Below are 20,350 nucleotides of genomic sequence, written 5' to 3'. Positions count from 1 at the left end.
TTGAAATCTCAGTCAGATAGATTTTCATCCTCATTCATTCGTCGCTCCCTTCGCGGGAGCGTGGATTGAAATCGGGCAGTCTTTACCGGTTACGTCGTAGTGGCGTAGTCGCTCCCTTCGCGGGAGCGTGGATTGAAATGCAAATGGGTAAAGCGGATAAAATCCGCACATTTGTCGCTCCCTTCGCGGGAGCGTGGATTGAAATGCCAAGCTTGACGCGGCCGAGTGGGATAGCATGGGTCGCTCCCTTCGCGGGAGCGTGGATTGAAATAGCGGCTCGTATGGCGATTTGCTGGACACAAACAGGGTCGCTCCCTTCGCGGGAGCGTGGATTGAAATTCGGTGTATGCGTCCGCTGTCCGCTGCCAGACGTAGTCGCTCCCTTCGCGGGAGCGTGGATTGAAATAGTACCTATCGCGTTATTAGCTTTAATCCATGAGTCGCTCCCTTCGCGGGAGCGTGGATTGAAATTATTTGCGTATTGAGTGCATGGAGATATGCGGCATGGTCGCTCCCTTCGCGGGAGCGTGGATTGAAATCGGATTGGTGCGTCTGCGCCTGACGGCTGGGCGCAGCGTCGCTCCCTTCGCGGGAGCGTGGATTGAAATTCGCCGTGCTCGCGCAGGCTGGCAGGCTTGCCGACGTCGCTCCCTTCGCGGGAGCGTGGATTGAAATGAGGAAGTGCCAAAACGCGTGCTTGAATTGGTGCAGGTCGCTCCCTTCGCGGGAGCGTGGATTGAAATGCTCAGGCGGTTGAACAGCTTGGATGGCCGGTGCGGTCGCTCCCTTCGCGGGAGCGTGGATTGAAATAATATGAGTCCGGTCGAGGACGGCGACAAGCACGTCGCTCCCTTCGCGGGAGCGTGGATTGAAATAGAGGCGGAAATACGGTCCGCGAACGAAGTAAACGTCGCTCCCTTCGCGGGAGCGTGGATTGAAATTCTATAATCAGTCCGGTTACGAGTCTCAACAAAAAGTCGCTCCCTTCGCGGGAGCGTGGATTGAAATGAGGTTGCAGCGGTAGTTCCCCAGGGTCTTGTCGGTCGCTCCCTTCGCGGGAGCGTGGATTGAAATCCGCACAGACGCAAAAAGTTGCAGACCGCACAAGTCGCTCCCTTCGCGGGAGCGTGGATTGAAATTACTAAGGGGGTAGGAATTGATAACGTGTATATTGTCGCTCCCTTCGCGGGAGCGTGGATTGAAATCGGTATCTCGATAAGGACACGCCGCAAGGCAATAGAGTCGCTCCCTTCGCGGGAGCGTGGATTGAAATGTTGCGACCGCGACCGGCTATATCGGGTCGGATACCGTCGCTCCCTTCGCGGGAGCGTGGATTGAAATTATCACGAAAGAATCGGACGAACAGCGCAGCGATGTCGCTCCCTTCGCGGGAGCGTGGATTGAAATTCCACACAAGCGCAGAGATCACGCATACGCGGAAAGTCGCTCCCTTCGCGGGAGCGTGGATTGAAATATCGCAAAGTACGCAAAGAGACAGTGAGGTGAGGACGTCGCTCCCTTCGCGGGAGCGTGGATTGAAATGAAGCGTTGGGGGATGTTCCGGCGGTGTATTCTGGTCGCTCCCTTCGCGGGAGCGTGGATTGAAATACGAAACGACAAAAAAAGCGCCGTCAACCGACGGCGTCGCTCCCTTCGCGGGAGCGTGGATTGAAATTCCACACAAGCGCAGAGATCACGCATACGCGGAAAGTCGCTCCCTTCGCGGGAGCGTGGATTGAAATATCGCAAAGTACGCAAAGAGACAGTGAGGTGAGGACGTCGCTCCCTTCGCGGGAGCGTGGATTGAAATGAAGCGTTGGGGGATGTTCCGGCGGTGTATTCTGGTCGCTCCCTTCGCGGGAGCGTGGATTGAAATACGAAACGACAAAAAAAGCGCCGTCAACCGACGGCGTCGCTCCCTTCGCGGGAGCGTGGATTGAAATTCCACACAAGCGCAGAGATCACGCATACGCGGAAAGTCGCTCCCTTCGCGGGAGCGTGGATTGAAATTTTCTGCACATATTGCCAGACCGCACCAAACAGGCTGTCGCTCCCTTCGCGGGAGCGTGGATTGAAATCCCCTGTGCGCTGTCAGTGTCCGTCAGCGTGTCAAAGTCGCTCCCTTCGCGGGAGCGTGGATTGAAATCAGTCACGCGAATTAAAAATGCACTGTGCCTCAGTCGCTCCCTTCGCGGGAGCGTGGATTGAAATTGTGCCGTGACAGTAGGCTTGACGCTGCAAACCGGTCACTCCCTTCGCGGGAGCGTGGATTGAAATACTCCAGATAAGCGTTTTGCAGGGCAGGCCGCAAGTCGCTCCCTTCGCGGGAGCGTGGATTGAAATATATTTTCCACGAGTTCCGCGCCCGGAACGCTTTCGTCGCTCCCTTCGCGGGAGCGTGGATTGAAATACCTCGCGGATGAGCTGGGTCGGGTCAGCGGTCGGGTCGCTCCCTTCGCGGGGGCGTGGATTGAAATTTAACTGACATTTGCGAGTTATCCCAGTAATAGGTCGCTCCCTTCGCGGGAGCGTGGATTGAAATGCGTCCTCGCTGTTTGTAGTGGCTCTGACCGGGGTCGCTCCCTTCGCGGGAGCGTGGATTGAAATCACACGCGCACGATCTTATCTACCGCAGCAGATCGTCGCTCCCTTCGCGGGAGCGTGGATTGAAATACAAGATCCCGCGTACGTAACATCAACGTCCAAAGTCGCTCCCTTCGCGGGAGCGTGGATTGAAATCGCGGGCGGGTGCTGTGGCGGTCGAGGCCGCAACGGTCGCTCCCTTCGCGGGAGCGTGGATTGAAATACATCCTCCCAATACTCGGACGGCGCTTTTCCATATGTCGCTCCCTTCGCGGGAGCGTGGATTGAAATACCACCGCCACGAGGATTAGTAACAACCAGTGTATAGTCGCTCCCTTCGCGGGAGCGTGGATTGAAATGTCACGGTGCAGCCGCTCCAACTCGGCCGCGTCCAGTCGCTCCCTTCGCGGGAGCGTGGATTGAAATGTCCTGCTGCTTGATAGCGGCTTTGCCGAGGAGCGTCGCTCCCTTCGCGGGAGCGTGGATTGAAATACGATATTTGCATAAACAACCGGTATGCGGAATACCGTCGCTCCCTTCGCGGGAGCGTGGATTGAAATGACCTCTTCCGGGTCGAGGACATACAACAGCGTGGGTCGCTCCCTTCGCGGGAGCGTGGATTGAAATCCCCTGTGCGCTGTCAGTGTCCGTCAGCGTGTCGTCGCTCCCTTCGCGGGAGCGTGGATTGAAATAACACATCAACAGATTACTTACTTGGAAGATACGGTCGCTCCCTTCGCGGGAGCGTGGATTGAAATTGTACCTTGTTGTAACTCCCGGATACGGTTTCAGTCGCTCCCTTCGCGGGAGCGTGGATTGAAATAGCGGACGCGCATAATACGCATTTCCGCTGATTGTCGCTCCCTTCGCGGGAGCGTGGATTGAAATTGTTTAACCCCAAACACCTACTTAAAGCGGCGGGGAGTCGCTCCCTTCGCGGGAGCGTGGATTGAAATCTGCGTGTCGGCCTTGCCCTCCAGGGCGGCAACGTCGCTCCCTTCGCGGGAGCGTGGATTGAAATACCTACAAGCCCAAGATGGGAACGGAGCAGGCCGGTCGCTCCCTTCGCGGGAGCGTGGATTGAAATACGGCTGATGAGGCCAATGACATTGAGAAAATCCGTCGCTCCCTTCGCGGGAGCGTGGATTGAAATGGCAGACAGCGTAATATCGTCCGATGCTGCCGGGTCGCTCCCTTCGCGGGAGCGTGGATTGAAATAGTCCTCCAAATCCGTTACATAGAGCAGCGTTGTGTCGCTCCCTTCGCGGGAGCGTGGATTGAAATCGAAGAAATACTCTTATTCCGGCTCTTGGAATGTGTCGCTCCCTTCGCGGGAGCGTGGATTGAAATGTACCGTTGATTATGCGTCCGGCTGGATGAACCATGCGTCGCTCCCTTCGCGGGAGCGTGGATTGAAATATACAAGGGGAAAGATATGCGGTGACACCATAACGTCGCTCCCTTCGCGGGAGCGTGGATTGAAATGCCGGAGGAATGGAGAATCCGCAAGACGTACCCCGTCGCTCCCTTCGCGGGAGCGTGGATTGAAATTTGAAAAACAGGACAGCGAAGCGGATACAGGCATTGTCGCTCCCTTCGCGGGAGCGTGGATTGAAATCGTTGGGCGGCTACTCGCTCAGCATGGCGCAGCCGTCGCTCCCTTCGCGGGAGCGTGGATTGAAATACGTCCTGCATACGCCTGGTGTGGCTACCGCGCCGTCGCTCCCTTCGCGGGAGCGTGGATTGAAATGAGAGCTTGAAACTGTACAGGGCAAGCCCGTTGAGGTCGCTCCCTTCGCGGGAGCGTGGATTGAAATTGGATACTACCGAGAAGATGGGTGAGTATTCCGCGTCGCTCCCTTCGCGGGAGCGTGGATTGAAATGAGCAGCGTTTCCATCTTGTGTACGCCCTTGCGGTAGTCGCTCCCTTCGCGGGAGCGTGGATTGAAATGCGGAAAGATGCACGTACGGGCGTTGCGGGCAGTGTCGCTCCCTTCACGGGAGCGTGGATTGAAATGGCAGTAGTCCAGACAAATATCCGCCGCAAGCAGCGTCGCTCCCTTCGCGGGAGCGTGGATTGAAATTGGACGGGAATACGCAGAATTTTGCACCGGAGAACGTCGCTCCCTTCGCGGGAGCGTGGATTGAAATCCGTACTTTTCTTGGAGGCGAGGATGCGACTTGAGTCGCTCCCTTCGCGGGGCGTGAATTGAAATACCGTTTGGTGGAGACCTGTCACCAAACGGTGACGTCGCTCCCTTCGCGGAACGATGGCGATAGCCGCACCACCATCCTCCCGCCCAACCTCGCCCCAGTCCCCCACCCTTACAATCTTTCACCCACCCCGACCAAAACATTTGCACATGTCATGACACATGTGCTATAATAACTCCAATACCGCTATTGACAGCGCCGCACAGATTGCTGCGGCGTTTTGCCGGGAAGGAGAAAAATCAAATGAAAGCATACTTTGACAGCATCGAAAAGGAGGTTCCAGAGCAATTACAGCAGGTTTTCCTTAATCGCCGCGATACAGCTGTCATTACGATCGACATGCACGATGGACACCTGTCAACCGATCCGGACTGTCCATGTCCATCTCCGCGAGGACGCGAGATCATCGAACCGCTCAATCATTTCATGAACGAAGCACGCGCGCTCGGTCTGCCAATCATCCATGTCCGCTCAACGCTGCGTAAGGGCGGCGCAGACGAAAAACTGTTTCCGTCTGCGTGGCGCATGGTGTTTCCGGTTACGGTCGGTGAGATTCCCAACATCGCAGAGCACGCCATCGAAGGCACACGCTGGAACAGAATGTCTATCGATGTACACGACGAGGACTACATGGTGACGACCAAAAAGCGCCTGAGCGCGTTCTATCCGACCGATCTGGAGCTGCTGCTGCGCAACCTCGGCATCCGCCGCGTGGTGCTCACCGGCTGCATGACCGACTGCTGCGTTATCAACACCGCCTTCGATGCCGCAAACCGCGACTTCCGCGTCGTCGTGCCGCGCGACCTGACCCGTGGCTCCGAGCACCTCGAAGAGCCTGCGCTGCGCATGATCTCGCTGCATCTGGGACTTGTCGTAGATTCGGATGCGCTGCTCGATGAGTGGCGTTCGCAAAAGTAATTACTCAAGGCAATACCGCACAATTGAACAAGAGCGATTTGTGAGTAAATTTTGCGTTCTGACCAGGCGCGGTTTTGCGGTAATACTTTGTGTATTACCGTGAAATCACAACGACGTCAGGGCACAAAATTTCCACAAAGCGCCGCGGCAGTAGGACCGGAGCCTGCACAAGGAGCCGCAGCTCTAATTGTGCGGTATTGCCTTAAAACAAAAGAGAAAACAAGGTGACACAAAATGAAAATCGGCAGAACAGAGAAAATCTGGCTGGCGTCTGTGCTGTTCTTCTGGGTATTCTATAATTTCCCGGGATTCCCACCCTACGGCAGCGAGACCGCCTGCATCATACACGGTCTGATCAGCTTTGTCGGCACGGTGCTGTCCGTGTATATCGGCTGCAAGCTGACCGAAAAGGAGTATCCTCTGATTGAGGACGAGGAACAGGGCGAAACAGCAGAGAATATGACGCCTGCCGCTTCCGAAACGCAAAAAGAATCGGACAAATAAAGGATAACAGAGAAAATGACAACACAGGGTTTACTTTCAGGCAAAACGGTATGGATCGTTTTTGCGGCATATTTTCTATTTTTAATCGCCATCGCGCGCTACACCACATGGAAGGAAAAACGTGACGCAGGCAAGGTCGATCTGCAGGGCGGCCGGTTCAAGTGGCCGGTCATGGTCATGACCTATATCGCCTCCTGCATGAGCGTCTGGGTATTTTTCGCAGGCCCGGGCGCGTATTACCGCTACGGACTGGGCTACTTCTTCTCGGAGATGTGCATCTACTCCATGTTCCCGATCATCTGCTACTTTACAATGACCAAGGTATGGCTGGTCAACCAACAGAAGCACTTCACCACTCCGGCAGATTTCTTCTTCTGCCGCTACAAGTCCAAGGCGCTGACCGTTATCATCGACATGGTTTACATTATCTGCGCCGTGCCGTTTATCTCGGCGGTACTGGTAGCCGGCGGACGCGCGGCTGAGGTGGCCACCGGCGGCGCGGTATCCTCGCAGACGTTTACGCTCATTTGCGGCATTATCATGACGGTATTCGTCATGCTCGGCGGTGTAAAATCCACCGCACTGGCGGATGCTGTACAGGGCTGGTTCTTCATTCTGGCGTTATGGGCAATTATTTTCGTAACGCTCAAGATCGTATTCAACGGCTCGATCATCGAGGCGTTCCAAACCGTCCGTGTGCAGACGCCGGACTGGTTCTCCTACCCTGGTCCGATCGGTATCTGCACCTATCCGTCGCGCGTCAGCTATCCGCTTGCGTGCGCGTTCGGCTACACGCTGCTGCTGCCGCAGGTCTTTGTGCGCTCGGGCTATTACAGCGCGGGTCTGAAGGACCAGCGTCAGATGGCTTTCCTTGCACCGTTCCTGCAGATCATTGTCTGGGGCGGCACAATGCTCATCGGTCTGGTAGCGCTGGCTGCCATGCCGAATCTGACCAGCTCGGAGACCGAACTGGTTATCCCGTATATGTGCAACATCATCGCGGGCACGCACGGTCTGCTCGCGCAGATTTTGATGATCGTGTTCCTCATCGGCGTACTGGCGGTCGGTCTGTCCACCGCAAATGCGCTGCTGATGGTCATGTCCTCTATCATCTATAAGGACCTGCTGGTCGGCATCGGCCACTGCAGGTTCAAGGCCTCCGAGACCTCGGTTATCCGCGTGGTGATTCTGCTGTTCGGTACCGTAACAGTCGCCGTATCGCTCATGCACTGGGAATACGTCTACAATCTGATGATTTTCGCGGACTCCCTGGTCGAATCGCTGTTCCCGGCGCTGGTATTCGGCATTTACTGCAAGTGGGCAACCCGAAAAGCCGCTATCACCTCGATTTCGGTCGGTGCGATCATCATCTGCCTGACCTTCTTCGTCTGGGATCTCGGCTATGTGTGGTACGGCACGATCGGTCTGGCGACCGCGTTCGTGCTGATGTATGTGGTCTCCAAGCTGACAAAGGATGACCCGAAGGACAGCGAGGACTTTTACGAGGCGCTTGACTCCGGTCACAGACGCTTCATGCGCATCAAAGCAAAAATCAAGTAACGGCAGGAGGGCGAAATCCCATGCTACGATTTACGCTCAATGGCACACAAATTGAAGTACAGGACGGTGAAAACCGCACCCTGCTCGAATATCTCCGCAATGTAAAGTGCATGAAGGGCACAAAAGAAGCCTGCAGCACCGGTCACTGCGGCGCATGCAGCGTACTGGTGGACGGCAGGCTGACACGCTCGTGCGTGACGCTCGTGCACCGATTGGACGGCAAAGCCGTTGAGACCATCGAAAACGCACCGAACGACACCATGCTGCAGGTGATTCAGCACTCGTTTCTTGATGTCGGCGCCGTGCAGTGCGGCTTCTGCACACCGGGCATGGTAATGGCGACAAAGGCGCTGCTGCTGCACCATCCGGCTCCGACCGAGCCGGAAATCTACGACGGACTGAAAAACAACTACTGCCGCTGCACCGGCTATGTCAAGATTATCGAGGCGGTCAAGCTGGCAGCGGCGCGGCTGCGCGGGGAAGAGCCGGATATTGACAGCTTCCGCAGCCACGAAAGCACGGTTATTGTGGTTGGTGAAAATCAGGTCGTGCCCGAAATCACCGGTTCCGCGGTCGGTAAGTCGGTCTGGGATGTAGACGGTATGGACAAGACCGGCGGCAAACTGAAATTCTGCGACGACCTCACCGCTGAGGACATCGGCGCAGATACTCTGCTGCACGGTGCATTTGTCTGGGCGCCGGCACCGCACGCAAAGATCAACGCGGTGGACTACTCCGCCGCCGAACAGGCGGAGGGCGTGGTGCACATCGTGACGGCGGCTGACGTGCCCGGCATGAATAAGGTCGGCACATGGACGCCGGAGCAGCCGGTCTTTTGCACGGATGAGGTGCGGTTTCTCGGTGACCATCTCGCGCTGGTTGTCGCGGATACGGCGGCGCACGCGAGAGCGGCCGCCAAACTGGTTAAAATCGACTATGAGGAGCTGCCCGGTATCTACACCATGGCGGACGGCTACCGCAAAAACAGCTTCATCGTACACACCGGCCGCGTCAGCGGCGATGTGGAGCAGGCAAAGCAGCGGACGGACATCGTCAAGCTCAATGTCTCCAAGGATATTGAACCGCAGGAGCACGCCTGCATGGAGCCGGTTTCGGCTATCAGCATGGTGCAGGACGGCAAAACGATCCTCTATTCCTGCACACAGGCGCCGTTTGAAATCCGCAGTATGCTGGCAAAGATTCTGGACAAGCCTGAGGAGGATATCCGCGTTATCGTAACGCCGCTCGGCGGCGGCTTCGGTAAAAAATGCGACTCATTTCTCGAAGCACCGGCGGTTGTTGCCGCTCACGCCTGCGGCAAGCCGGTCAAGATTACACTGACGCGCAAGGAGGATTTGATCCTCACCACCAAACGCCACGGCTACCATACGGATTACGAGATCGGCTTTACGCCGGACGGCAAGTTCCAGTATCTGGACTGCCGGATGTTCTCGGACGGCGGACCGTACGAGTGCGAAAGCTACGGCACGCTGATGACCGGCGCGCTGATGAGCGGCGGCCCGTACATCATTCCCAATGTCAAGGTGGAAGGCTCGGCGATCCGAAACAATAATCTGCAGGGCGGCGCGTTTCGCGGCTACGGCATCAATCAGGCGGCGATTTCGATTGAGACCTCGATGGATATGATGGCGGAAAAGCTGGGTATTGACCCGTTTGAACTGCGCCGGCGCAATGCCGTCTATCCGGGTGCGACCTCGGTCGGCGGTGAGGTGCTCAAATACAGCATGGGTATGATGGATACCATCAATCAATGCGAAAAAAGTTTGCGAAAAGCACTCAAGGAATACGAAGGCCAGTATCCCAAGGGCAGCAAGGTGCTCGGCTGGGGCATGGCCTCGGGATTCAAGAATGTAGGCGTCGGCAAGGGTATTTTCACCGATGACGGTGCGTGCAGGCTGATTCTGCAGGGCGACGGCCGCCTGCACATGATCGTTTCCGGCACGGATATGGGACAGGGCTTCCGTACAGCTATGACGCAGATCGCGGCGGAAACGCTCGGCATGGATATCGCGGATATTTACATCACCAACGGCGACACCGAGCTGACCATCCCGACCGGCGAGTCGGTTTCCGAGCGGCAGACACTGTGCGGCGGCCGTGCGGTATATGAGGCGTGCATCAAGCTCAAGCAGGATTTGGACAGCCGTCCATGGCGGCCGGGCGAGGAACGCCGCGCAGAATACTATTATGCATCCGACCCGTGCTTCGCCATCGGTGATTTTGAGGGTGCAAAGCAGCGCGGTGCAAAATACCGCAATTTTCCGGCGTATGCGTATGCCACACAGGCCGCCATTGTCGAGGTGGACAAAGAAACCGGCGAGGTCCGGCTGCTCAAGATCATCGCGGCGCACGATGTCGGCCGCGCCATCAATCCGCATATCATCGAGGGTCAGATGCACGGCTCGTGCTCGATGGGACAGGGTTACGCACTGACCGAGGGATATCCGACGAAAAACGGCTATCCGGTCAAGACGCTGTACCGTCAGCTGGGCCTGCCGCGTGCCGAGGATACGCCGGATTATGAGATTATTTTAATCGAGGACCCGGAACCGCAGGGCCCGTTCGGTGCCAAGGGCATTTCCGAGGTTGCGACCGTGCCCGTCACACCGGCGATTCTCAATGCCGTGTCGCGTGCCATCGGCGTGCGCATCAATAAGGTTCCTGCGTCGCCCGAGGTCGTGCTCGAGGCCATCCACACCGGCAAGTGCGAGGTGCCGACCATGGAGCAGCAGCTTCAGGCGCTCGAGAAGGATTGCGAATGCCACCGTCCATCGGACGGTGTGCAGTGAAATTGTCATTGTTGACAATGACAGTCGAAACAGCATCACCACCTATAGCGCAAAGACCCGGAATCTTTTTCGGAAGATTCCGGGTCTTTACCGTTTTCACTTATTTTCCGTCTGTTTTTTTACCGCCTCTGCGATTTTGCGATACTCCGGCACATCCACGCCGTACTGCTCTGCCAGACGCACAACCTGATAAATCAGACCATCCACCTCGGACTGCTTGCCGGCTTCCATATCGCGCTGCATAGAGGTAGACGCAGTCGGTGCAAGTGCGTCCAGAATGCGCAGGTTGCGCTCGACCAGCTCCCCCGGCCTGCTCTCCAGCGGAATACCCATCTTGTCCGCCAGCGCAACGACCTCTTTCATCAGGCGTACAAAGCTGTCGCGCACCTCGCCCGGATGCTGCATTTCCGCAGCTTTCGCGTGATAATACTGTCCGCAGGCCGCATTCGGCGACACATACGCAAATTTGAGCAGCGTGTCGCGCTCGACATACGGAGAATAAACCGGGGCGATTCCGGCGTTTTTGAGGTCTGTCTCGACCTGCTGCAGTACCGGATGGTCGGTCTTGTGGCTCGGCAGTCCGTACACGATACGGCAGATTGCGCCGTGCTTCTGAATGACGCCCGGCGCAATCCGGTTGGCCGAAATGTAGATGCAGCCATCTGTGACGAGCAGCTCAGGCAGCTCCGCCTGCAGAGCACGGCCCGTGCCGTAGATGTTGAGCACCGGAATAACTACCGTGTCCCTGCCTGCTGCCTTGCGGATGAACGGCACGGTATCCGCGAGAGAGTATCCCTTGACACACACGAAAATCACATCCGGCGCGGGAGCGCCCTGCTCCCTCGCGGCAAGAAAGCCGTCCATGTCGATTGCCTTGACCGGAATGCTCTCGCGCTCATTTTCTCCGGATACAAGCGTCAAGCCGTGCTCCTGCAGGACCGCAAGATGCTTTCCGCGTGCAATAAGCGTGGTATCCGCACCGGATTTGCTCAAATACGCGCCTACCGGTCCGCCAACGCCACCGGCACCGATAATCATATAACGCAGCTTCATCCTCTGTTCCTCCGATTGCTTTTTCTGCATTATAGCACAAAATCGGCAATGTATCCACAAGTCTGTGGATATCTCTGTGAAGCGCGTGATTCTCCGCTTCTGTCATTGCATCTGTTCCCTTTTCACGATATAATGATTTTATATATTCTCACCCGTCTAATTTGTTCGACAAAATTCGACAGCCTGCAAGGAGGTCATTGCACATGGCTGGCAACCCCAAAAAGAAAAGCACCGGCATCGTCAACGCCGCCATTGGCGCGCTGGCAGTCGTGCTGGCTATATTGATTGTCTGGATGATGAACCTCGTTTCTGGTATTCAGGGCACCGCGCGTATCATCAACTACGCCGGACTCGTGCGCGGCAAGACCCAGCGTATCGTCAAGCTGGAAATCTCCGGTCAGCCGCAGGACGGCATGATCGCAGATATTGACGCGTTTATCGACGGACTGCGCTTCGGCAGCGACGAGCTCAGCCTCGTGCGGCTGAACAATGATGCCTTCCAAAGCAAAATGCAGGAGCTGGACGACTATTTTCAAGCACTCAAGCAGGAGATCGGCCGCGTGCGCGCAGTCGGCTCGAATAACACGGACATCATTCCCATCAGCGAAACCTTTTTCAGTATCTGTGACGACGCGACCGGTCTGGCAGAGGCGTACGCACAGCGCAAGGCAACCTCGCTTTCCGCTCTGGAGAAGTACATCACAGCGGATATCGTCGTGCTCATGCTGCTGATCGGCTACCAGCTGTTTCAGGCGCTGCACACGGCTGCGATGAACCGCGCTCTGCAGCATAAGGTCTATCTGGATGCCGCGACCGGCCTGCCCAACAAGAACAAGTGCGAGGAGCTGCTCGACGATCCGACGCCGCCTGCGCCAGAAACCGGCGTGTGCAGCTTTGACCTGAATAATCTGCGCCGCATCAACAACAGCATGGGCCATGAGACCGGTGACGCATACATCCGGCGGTTTGCGGTCGCGCTGCGTGCGGCCATGCCCGAGGAGCATTTTGTCGGCCGCACAGGCGGCGATGAGTTCCTCGCGGTAACGCACGGACTGGATGCCGATGCGCTGCAAAAATTGCTCTCCCATGTCCGTAAACAGCTCGCTGAGGAGTCCCGACACCACCCGGATATGCCGCTCAGCTATGCAGTCGGCTTTGCGCTTGCATCGGACAACCCGGACAGCAATATGCGCGATCTGTTTGACTTTGCGGACAAAAACATGTACATCAACAAAAACCACGTCAAGCGCGAGGAAGCCGCCGCCGAAAAGCGGCTGGATTTTCAGCTGTTGAAGCAGGTCAACCGCCTGCACCGCAGCTTTTCCGACTGCCTGTACTGCGATGCGCGTCTGGACACCTACCGCACCATACGCGCGTGCGAGAACTTTTTTCTGGCATCGGACGGCAGCTACACCAGCGCCGTCGAGCAGATTGCCGAGGAACAGGCTGCTAAAAGCGAGCGCAGCCGCGTCCGTTCTGCACTGCAGCTTGACGTTCTGCAGCGCGGCCTGCACAGCGCAGAGGATACCCTCGAACTGCAGTACAACGCGGCCGAGGAAAGCCGCTACAGCCGTTTGACCGTTCTTCCGATTGACTGGGACAAAAACGGCAGGCTGCATCACTTTATCCTCGCGTTCGAGACCATCCGGCTGAACGCCGACCAAGCCATCGACCCGAAGGAGCAGCTGACGCTGTACTACGAGCAGCTAAAGCAGTCTATCCTTGAGAACGACAGCTATGTGGACGCGCTGCTCGATATGGCGGGCACAATCTACACGGTAAACCTCACGCGCGACACCCTCGAGCGCAACATTTCACCTGCGGGCAAGAGCGATTCGGACCGGGCGCTGTTCCTCGACTACCCGCTTCCCTGCTCCTACCGCGACTACTGCGACGAGTACCGCAAGCGCGTCACACCGGCAACACTCGGCAGCTACCGCACGGCAGATACCAGTGCCCGTCTGCTCAAGCGCTTTGCCGCCGGTGAAAAACACATCACGGTGGAGTACTGCGTGCAGGAGGATGACGGCGCTATCCGCTGGGTACAGAAAACCGTGCTGATGACACAGACCACCGTGTTTGATCCGGAAATCAATGCCGAAACGCCGATGGTCACGGCGATTATCCTGCTGCAGGATACCTCGCAGATGCACGCCCGCGACGAGCAGGAGAACGCCCGTCTGCAGGCCGCCTTCGATGAAATGCGTATTGCGAACCGCACCAAAACCGAATTTCTCTCACGCATGAGTCACGATATCCGCACACCGCTCAACGGCATTATCGGTCTGCTGCAGGTGGACGAAACCCACTTTGATGACAAGGCGCTGCTGCTGGAAAATCACAAAAAAATGCAGATTTCCGCCAATCACCTGCTGTCGCTCATCAACGATGTGCTGCAGATGAGCAAGCTGGAGGAGGGCACGACAGTCCTCACGCATGAGCGCATCAGTCTGGTGGAGCTGACCCGCGATATCATTACCATTATCGTCGGCCGCGCCGAAGAAGCCGGCATTGAGTGGGAGTACGAAAAGGACAAATGCATCATTCCGTACCCGTATATTTACGGCAGTCCGCTGCATCTACGGCAGATTTTCCTCAATATTTACAGCAACTGCATCAAATACAACCGTCCCGGCGGTAAAATCACCACCCGTACGGACTCGCTCGGTGAACAGGACGGCAAATGCATCTACCGCTGGACGATTTCAGATACGGGTATCGGCATGAGTCCGGACTTTGTTGACCATATTTTTGAACCGTTCACGCAGGAAAAACAGGACGCGCGCAGCTATTATCACGGCACCGGTCTCGGCATGACCATCACCAAGGAGCTTGTCGACCGGATGGGCGGCTCGATTGCGGTCACGAGTCAGCTTGGCGTCGGCTCCACCTTCGTGATCACCCTGCCGTTTGAAATTGCACCGTCTCCCGAGCAGACACCGGACGCACATGCCGCGCCGGATATCAGCATTGCAGGCTGCAGGCTGCTGCTCGTCGAGGACAATGCCCTCAACGCCGAAATCGCACAGATCCTGCTAACCGACGAGGGAGCAACCGTAACCGTCGTCACGGACGGCAAACAGGCTGTGGAGATCGTGCAGAACAATCCGCCGGACACATTCGACGCGGTTCTCATGGATGTGATGATGCCTGTGATGAACGGCATTGACGCTGCGAAGACCATTCGCTCGCTCAACCGCCCGGACGCGAAAACGCTGCCCATCATCGCCATGACCGCAAACGCCTTTTACGAGGATGCACAGAAGTGCCTCGCCGCAGGCATGAATGCCCATCTGGCAAAGCCGCTGCAGATAAAGAAGGTCAAGCAGACGATCGCCGAATGGGTGAAAAATAACCGATCTGCAAAAAAGGACGCGTAAAGCGTCCTCAGTCTGTCGAAAAGTCATATAGTCAGCATTTTTCAGCATTTCGCGCGGCAGCGCGCATGAAATAGCATTTGCTCTGCAAATGCTCAAAAAGGGGGAGCATGTATCCCCCTTTTTGAACTTCTGGAGGTAGAAAGTTTCTGTATAGGAACTTTCGGACGACTTTGGAACGGCCCACGGTCCGTTCCTGTTTGTCGGCGAAACTGTAGTTTCGCGACAGCCTCAAAGGACGCGTAAAGCGTCCTTTTTCATTCTACTTTCATTCTACGGCCAACGCATCCTCGCTGATTACCGCCCGAATCCCCCAGGACGGCACCTTATCCGGATAGGCTTCGCCTTCGAGCATGACGAATGCCGCGTCGTACTTCGGACGCTTTTTCGGGTAGATGCCGAGTCCGTCCGTGAAGTACAGCAGGCCGCGCAAATGGCGGAACGCGCCTTCGGCGTTTAAGCGGTCAACGTGCTCGAAAACCGGACGAAAATCGGTCGCAGACTGACCGATCAGTTCAAAATGCTCCATATATTCCGCGAGTTCCCGTGCATTTGTCACCTTTTTGTCCGAGCGCAGCTGATCGTCGCACTGCAGAATACGCAGATTGAAATGCCGGAAAAAACTGGTGTTCTCCTGCAGCAGCTCGTAGGTGCGGCTGAGGAACGCGCGCACGAGTTCACCGGAGGTGGACATCGAGGTATCAATGGCAATGACGAAATCCTCGATTTTCCGCACCTCCCGCGTCTCTAACGGCTCGATGAGCGGCATATTTCCGAAATGACGCAGCCCGTAGGCGTAGTAGCCGTAGTCGAACGAATCCGCATCCACCGAGACCTCCTCCCGCAGAGCGGCAAACCGGCGCAGGAACGCGCGGAAATCAGTCGTTTTGCGGGTAGAAACGGCAAGCTGCTCCCGCACGGCCTGACCGCCTTCCGCCTTGTTCGCAAAAACGGTTTCCATCGCGGTCTGCGTGCGCTCGGCCTGCTGCTGCCAGCGGCGCTCCTGCTGATCGTCGTCCTCCTTGTACCACAGCGTGTGCTCGTCTGTCGCAAACACGCGCGTGAGCGTGGCACAGTCATACGAATTCAGCCGTGTGCGCCGAAAATGGCGATAGACCGCCTCAGCCGTCAGGACCGGCAGCTCGTCCCGCAGTTCGCGGTAGATATTCTGCCGCCGAACCGACACCTTTTCGGCCTGCAGGCAGCGGTAATCGAGCGAATCCAGCATGCTTTCAACCGCGATATCGCACGAAAGGTCCCACAGGTCGGCATCGCGTCCGCGTGTCTTTCCGGGGTGCCGCAACAGACAGTGGAACAGCGTGTGCAGGTACGCGCGGTTGACGTTCGCGCGGGAGCGCTCGTACTGCTGCGCCAGCCAGGCACCGCTGAAAAACAGCACGCGCGTGTCGGTAGCGAGCGTGGGTGTATCGTAACCGTCTGCCGCAGGCAGCGCCGCCAGCGCGGAATCGAGGAACGGCAGATTCATGTACAGTTCGGTGCGGGCGGAAAACAGGATTTCGCGCCCGATAGAAGTCCAGCGGGAGGACTGCGACATAGAAAACATCACCTCACAGGTTCATCTTGCATCGCAGGGCACCCTGCCCTGCGGATTTATTGATAACTTTATATATTTATATTATAATTCAAACGATTTTGTCCGTCCCTTGGATGCGGTTTTGCCTGCGGCTGACAGCAGAACGGACAGTGCTGCCGTCTGCTCTGCTGCGCGGGCAGACGTACACGCGGCATCCACATCGGCGGCAGAGAGCACACCGAGCGACAGCAGAAACGTCAGCGCAGCGGTCTCGCCGGCCTTGGCGCAGGACTGCGCCAGATTGCCGCCGTGTGCGCGCAAAACCGTAAGATACTCCGCTTTTGCGGCATCTGAGAGCGCAAACGGTACGGCAAGCCGCCGCACGGCAACGCGTGCCGCGACCGAAAAATCGTGCCGCTCGAGCAGTTCGCTCAGGGCAGCATCATACTGCCGAAAATTCAGCACACCGCCGTCAAAGCACTGACGGTAGCTGTAGCCTGCACCGTGAATGCGCCGCTGAAAAATATGCGCCGGACTGAGGTCCTCCAGTTCCTCGACGTACTCGGGAAACAGCAGCCGCGCGTGCTCATCAAACCGCACATCGAGTTCTCCGGCGTACTCGCCGAGCAGCCTGGGCAGGCAGGTTGGCGCGAAAGGCGCGGCGTGCAGGATGACTTCACGCAGGCTCATGCAGTTCATCAGGGCACCGCCGCCGAATTCGCTCACCGAACCGGTCAGTTCGATACGTTCGAGGCTGCGGCAGTTGTAAAACGCGTAGCTTCCGACGCTTTTCGCGTCCTTTGGGAGCGTAACCGTGCGGATAGCCGCCGCATTGTGTTTCGGCTCCGTGCCGCCGCAGGTAATACGGACAGCGAACGTGTCCCTGCCTGTCAGATCGGGGGCCCGCTCGCTGAGTACATACGGGCCGACCTCGGTGACGGGCACGCCGTCGATCTCGTCCGGCAGACGCACAATATCGTCCTGCGTTTCGCACCGCAAAAGCGCAATGCCGCCGCTCGCACTCCGCGAACAGGTCAGCCGCAGTTCGTTTTCCCCCTCGATCACGCGCATTTGCACTCGCTCCCTCGATAAATTCTCATTCTGCTACCCATTATAGCACAGTATGCAGAAAAAGACGATACTGCGGCCTTCATTCTCATAATAAGAATTTATATCAGAAATAATATATTGTTTTTCGCAAATGACACTTGACAATCCTCCGTTTTGCGAATATACTGTGACCATACCAAGTAAACCAACACAAACCAATGACGAAGACGAGTAGCAGGGAGACCGAACCTCCAAGAGAGCCGCAGACGGTGTGATTGCGGCAGGCAAGGACCGTGTGAATGGACTTCAGCAGGGCAAGGCGAACGGCTTCGGCCAAGTAACTGCGACGGGGACTCCGCCCGTTATCAGGGGAGCGCGCATTGTTTGATGTGTGAGCAGAGTGGACGCAGTTTGCGTCAATCTGGGTGGTACCGCAAGAGCGTATTCGCTCCTGTCCCAAGAGAAATCTGGGACAGGAGCTTTTTATTTTGTATAACCGAGTTGAGAGTGACGAATGAAGATATTCACCATCTCTCCACTCTATCTGAAATTTGCAAAGGAGCAATCACCATGGCTAAGATCCCCCACAGACTTTATTTGACCGAAGACCAGATGCCCAAGCAGTGGTACAACCTGCGGGCGGACATGAAGGAAAAGCCGGACCCGCTGATTCATCCGGGTACGCATCAGCCGCTGCCGGAAGAAGCGCTGTACCCCATCTTCTGCCAAAAGCTGGCGCACCAGGAGCTGGACAACGACACCCGCTACATTGATATTCCCGAGCCGGTGCTCGATATGTATAAGCTGTACCGTCCGTCTCCGCTGTGCCGCGCATATAATCTGGAGAAAGCGCTGGACACCCCGGCTAAGATCTACTACAAGTTTGAGGGCAACAACACCTCGGGCAGCCACAAGCTGAATTCCGCGATCGCACAGGCGTACTACGCCAAGGAACAGGGCCTCAAGGGCCTTACCACCGAGACCGGTGCCGGTCAGTGGGGTACTGCACTCTCTGAGGCATGCGCGTACTTCGGACTGGATTTGAAGGTATTCATGGTTAAGGTCTCCTACGAGCAGAAGCCGTTCCGCAAGGCCATCATGCAAACCTTTGACGCGAATGTAACGCCGTCTCCGTCCAATACGACCGAGGCAGGCCGCGCTATTCTGGCACACGATCCGACCACCGGCGGCTCGCTCGGCTGTGCGATTTCTGAGGCCGTTGAAGTAGCTACTACGCACGAGGGCTACCGCTATGTACTCGGCTCCGTGCTCAATCAGGTGCTGCTGCACCAGTCCATCATCGGTCTGGAGAGCAAGCAGGCTATGGAGATGCTCGACGAGTATCCGGATATCGTAATCGGCTGTGCCGGCGGCGGCTCCAACCTCGGCGGCCTGATCTCCCCGTTCATGCAGGATAAACTGCTCGGCAAGGCTGACCCGCGCATCATTGCGGTTGAGCCTGCGTCCTGCCCGTCCTTCACGCGCGGCAAGTACGTTTACGATTTCTGCGATACCGGCCACGTTACACCGCTGGCCCGCATGTACACGCTCGGCAACGGCTTCATGCCCGCGCCCAACCACGCAGGCGGTCTGCGCTACCACGGCATGAGCCCGATCCTCTCCAAGCTGTACCACGACGGTTATATGGAGGCGGTTTCGGTCAAGCAGACCGACGTATTTGACGCAGCAGTTCAGTTCGCCAAGGTGGAGACCATTCTTCCGGCGCCGGAGTCCAGCCACGCCATCCGCGCCGCAATCGACGAAGCGCTCAAGTGCAAGGAGACCGGCGAAGCTAAGACCATCCTGTTCGGTCTGACCGGTACCGGCTACTTTGATATGGCAGCATACGAGGCGTATCACACTGGCACCATGCGCAACCACGTTCCCACCGATGACGAGCTGCAGGTCGGCTTCGATACCATTCCGCCGCAGGAATAAAACGCAATATAAGGTATATGGCAGACCACCAACTTCTCTGCTGTATATAGCCGCCTGTTCCCCCACAGGCGGCTATGTTTTGCCGAAAACAGGTTTCCGAAAAAACTTTCAAAAAATCTGAAAATAATTGTTGACATCAGGGCCCACCCGTGATATTATAATAAGGCAGTCAGCGAGAGCGACAAAGCGAAACGCCGACAGCAAAAGAAAATAGATCGTGTATGCGCCAGTAGCTCAGCTGGATAGAGTGTTTGGCTACGAACCAAAAGGTCGGGGGTTCGAATCCCTTCTGGCGTACCAGATCAACCGGTTATTTCGTAAGAAATGACCGGTTTTTCTTATTTTCTGATACATTTAAGGCAACGCCGCAATACCATGACCGGTATGGCAGATGATTTTGAACACTGTAATTTATCCAAATGAATCGTTTCTTCTTTACAAACCTAAAAAAGAGATGGCAGAAGCATTTTTGCTTCCATCATCTCTTTTTCTTTATGTAACTTCTCGTATATCGTGTTGTGCTTGACACCTGCACGTTCTTTGACACCAATCACATCTTCGGCGTACTCACCGAAGATTTTGCGGTTGTCGATCTCGTAACCCTGTCGAATTTTTCTATATTCTTCAAATGTACCTTGACTACGGATCCGCATTTCAATGCCTGTACCAAATATCTCAGCAGAAACATCCCATCCTCCATCTGAAGACGGTTTGACCTCAGCCGTTCACCTTTTCGGAGCTGTCGCCGGTCTCTGGTCTGCACCAGATCAGGAAGCAAGAGAACGGCAGAAGTTCAAAAAGGAAGGAAA

The 20,350-nt window shown here is 56.4% G+C and carries 9 protein-coding genes, 1 tRNA gene and 1 CRISPR repeat array (1 of these 11 running past the window's edge); of the genes, 7 read left to right on the top strand and 3 right to left on the bottom strand.

Going from position 1 to position 20,350, the window contains the following annotated elements; translation table 11 throughout:
• Positions 1 to 4,734: direct repeats of the CRISPR family, unit length 32 nt; unit sequence GTCGCTCCCTTCGCGGGAGCGTGGATTGAAAT; it reaches 5,266 nt to the left of the window's first position.
• Positions 4,735 to 5,040: 306 nt separating this feature from the next.
• The 4 genes from DW724_RS12060 to DW724_RS12045 all read left to right on the top strand — a co-directional run bounded on the left by DW724_RS12060 (position 5,041) and on the right by DW724_RS12045 (position 10,589).
• Complete coding sequence (locus DW724_RS12060) at positions 5,041 to 5,715, top strand: cysteine hydrolase family protein (RefSeq protein ID WP_118761650.1); 675 nt, start codon at positions 5,041 to 5,043, stop codon at positions 5,713 to 5,715.
• Positions 5,716 to 5,949: 234 nt separating this feature from the next.
• The gene (locus DW724_RS12055; protein WP_118480569.1) at positions 5,950 to 6,219 is read left to right on the top strand and encodes a hypothetical protein; all 270 of its coding nucleotides are present in this window, start codon (positions 5,950 to 5,952) and stop codon (positions 6,217 to 6,219) included.
• 15 nt (positions 6,220 to 6,234) lie between these two features.
• Complete coding sequence (locus DW724_RS12050) at positions 6,235 to 7,779, top strand: sodium:solute symporter family protein (protein ID WP_118730142.1); 1,545 nt, start codon at positions 6,235 to 6,237, stop codon at positions 7,777 to 7,779.
• A gap of 20 nt (positions 7,780 to 7,799) precedes the next feature.
• On the top strand, positions 7,800 to 10,589 hold the full coding sequence (locus DW724_RS12045) for a molybdopterin-dependent oxidoreductase (RefSeq protein WP_118761649.1): 2,790 nt from the start codon (positions 7,800 to 7,802) through the stop codon (positions 10,587 to 10,589).
• 96 nt (positions 10,590 to 10,685) lie between these two features.
• On the opposite strand, the gene DW724_RS12040 is transcribed toward DW724_RS12045, so the two are convergent.
• Positions 10,686 to 11,642 (bottom strand): ketopantoate reductase family protein, encoded by a 957-nt coding sequence (locus DW724_RS12040; protein WP_118761648.1) that lies wholly within the window; start codon positions 11,640 to 11,642, stop codon positions 10,686 to 10,688.
• 203 nt (positions 11,643 to 11,845) lie between these two features.
• On the opposite strand from DW724_RS12040, the gene DW724_RS12035 reads away from it, so the two are divergent.
• Positions 11,846 to 15,022, top strand: a complete 3,177-nt coding sequence (locus DW724_RS12035; RefSeq protein ID WP_118761647.1) for an ATP-binding protein — start codon at positions 11,846 to 11,848, stop codon at positions 15,020 to 15,022.
• Between the two features lie 265 nt (positions 15,023 to 15,287).
• On the opposite strand, the gene DW724_RS12030 is transcribed toward DW724_RS12035, so the two are convergent.
• Positions 15,288 to 16,574, bottom strand: a complete 1,287-nt coding sequence (locus tag DW724_RS12030; RefSeq protein ID WP_118761646.1) for a vWA domain-containing protein — start codon at positions 16,572 to 16,574, stop codon at positions 15,288 to 15,290.
• An 81-nt stretch (positions 16,575 to 16,655) separates the two neighbouring features.
• Positions 16,656 to 17,624, bottom strand: coding sequence for a leucine-rich repeat protein (locus tag DW724_RS12025; protein WP_118761645.1), 969 nt, complete (start codon positions 17,622 to 17,624; stop codon positions 16,656 to 16,658).
• A gap of 549 nt (positions 17,625 to 18,173) precedes the next feature.
• Between DW724_RS12025 and DW724_RS12020 the strand changes: the two genes are divergently transcribed.
• Together DW724_RS12020 and DW724_RS12015 are read left to right on the top strand one after the other, a co-directional pair.
• Entirely contained in the window at positions 18,174 to 19,541 is a 1,368-nt protein-coding gene (locus DW724_RS12020) for a TrpB-like pyridoxal phosphate-dependent enzyme (protein WP_118761644.1), read from the top strand.
• A 223-nt stretch (positions 19,542 to 19,764) separates the two neighbouring features.
• Positions 19,765 to 19,841, top strand: a tRNA-Arg gene (locus DW724_RS12015).
• Positions 19,842 to 20,350 lie beyond the last annotated feature (509 nt).

The organism is Butyricicoccus sp. AM27-36, assembly GCF_003480945.1.
Lineage (GTDB): Bacteria > Bacillota > Clostridia > Oscillospirales > Butyricicoccaceae > Agathobaculum > Agathobaculum butyriciproducens.
This window is presented reverse-complemented; position numbering and strand designations above follow the sequence as displayed.

What these genes read in the sequence shown, in the direction of transcription:
- DW724_RS12025 (WP_118761645.1), bottom strand. Translation starts at nt 17,624, where the DNA reads ATGCGCGTGATCGAGGGGGAAAACGAACTGCGGCTGACCTGTTCGCGG.
- DW724_RS12045 (WP_118761649.1), top strand. Translation starts at nt 7,800, where the DNA reads ATGCTACGATTTACGCTCAATGGCACACAAATTGAAGTACAGGACGGT.
- DW724_RS12020 (WP_118761644.1), top strand. Translation starts at nt 18,174, where the DNA reads ATGGCTAAGATCCCCCACAGACTTTATTTGACCGAAGACCAGATGCCC.
- DW724_RS12050 (WP_118730142.1), top strand. Translation starts at nt 6,235, where the DNA reads ATGACAACACAGGGTTTACTTTCAGGCAAAACGGTATGGATCGTTTTT.
- DW724_RS12035 (WP_118761647.1), top strand. Translation starts at nt 11,846, where the DNA reads ATGGCTGGCAACCCCAAAAAGAAAAGCACCGGCATCGTCAACGCCGCC.
- DW724_RS12060 (WP_118761650.1), top strand. Translation starts at nt 5,041, where the DNA reads ATGAAAGCATACTTTGACAGCATCGAAAAGGAGGTTCCAGAGCAATTA.
- DW724_RS12040 (WP_118761648.1), bottom strand. Translation starts at nt 11,642, where the DNA reads ATGAAGCTGCGTTATATGATTATCGGTGCCGGTGGCGTTGGCGGACCG.
- DW724_RS12055 (WP_118480569.1), top strand. Translation starts at nt 5,950, where the DNA reads ATGAAAATCGGCAGAACAGAGAAAATCTGGCTGGCGTCTGTGCTGTTC.
- DW724_RS12030 (WP_118761646.1), bottom strand. Translation starts at nt 16,574, where the DNA reads ATGTCGCAGTCCTCCCGCTGGACTTCTATCGGGCGCGAAATCCTGTTT.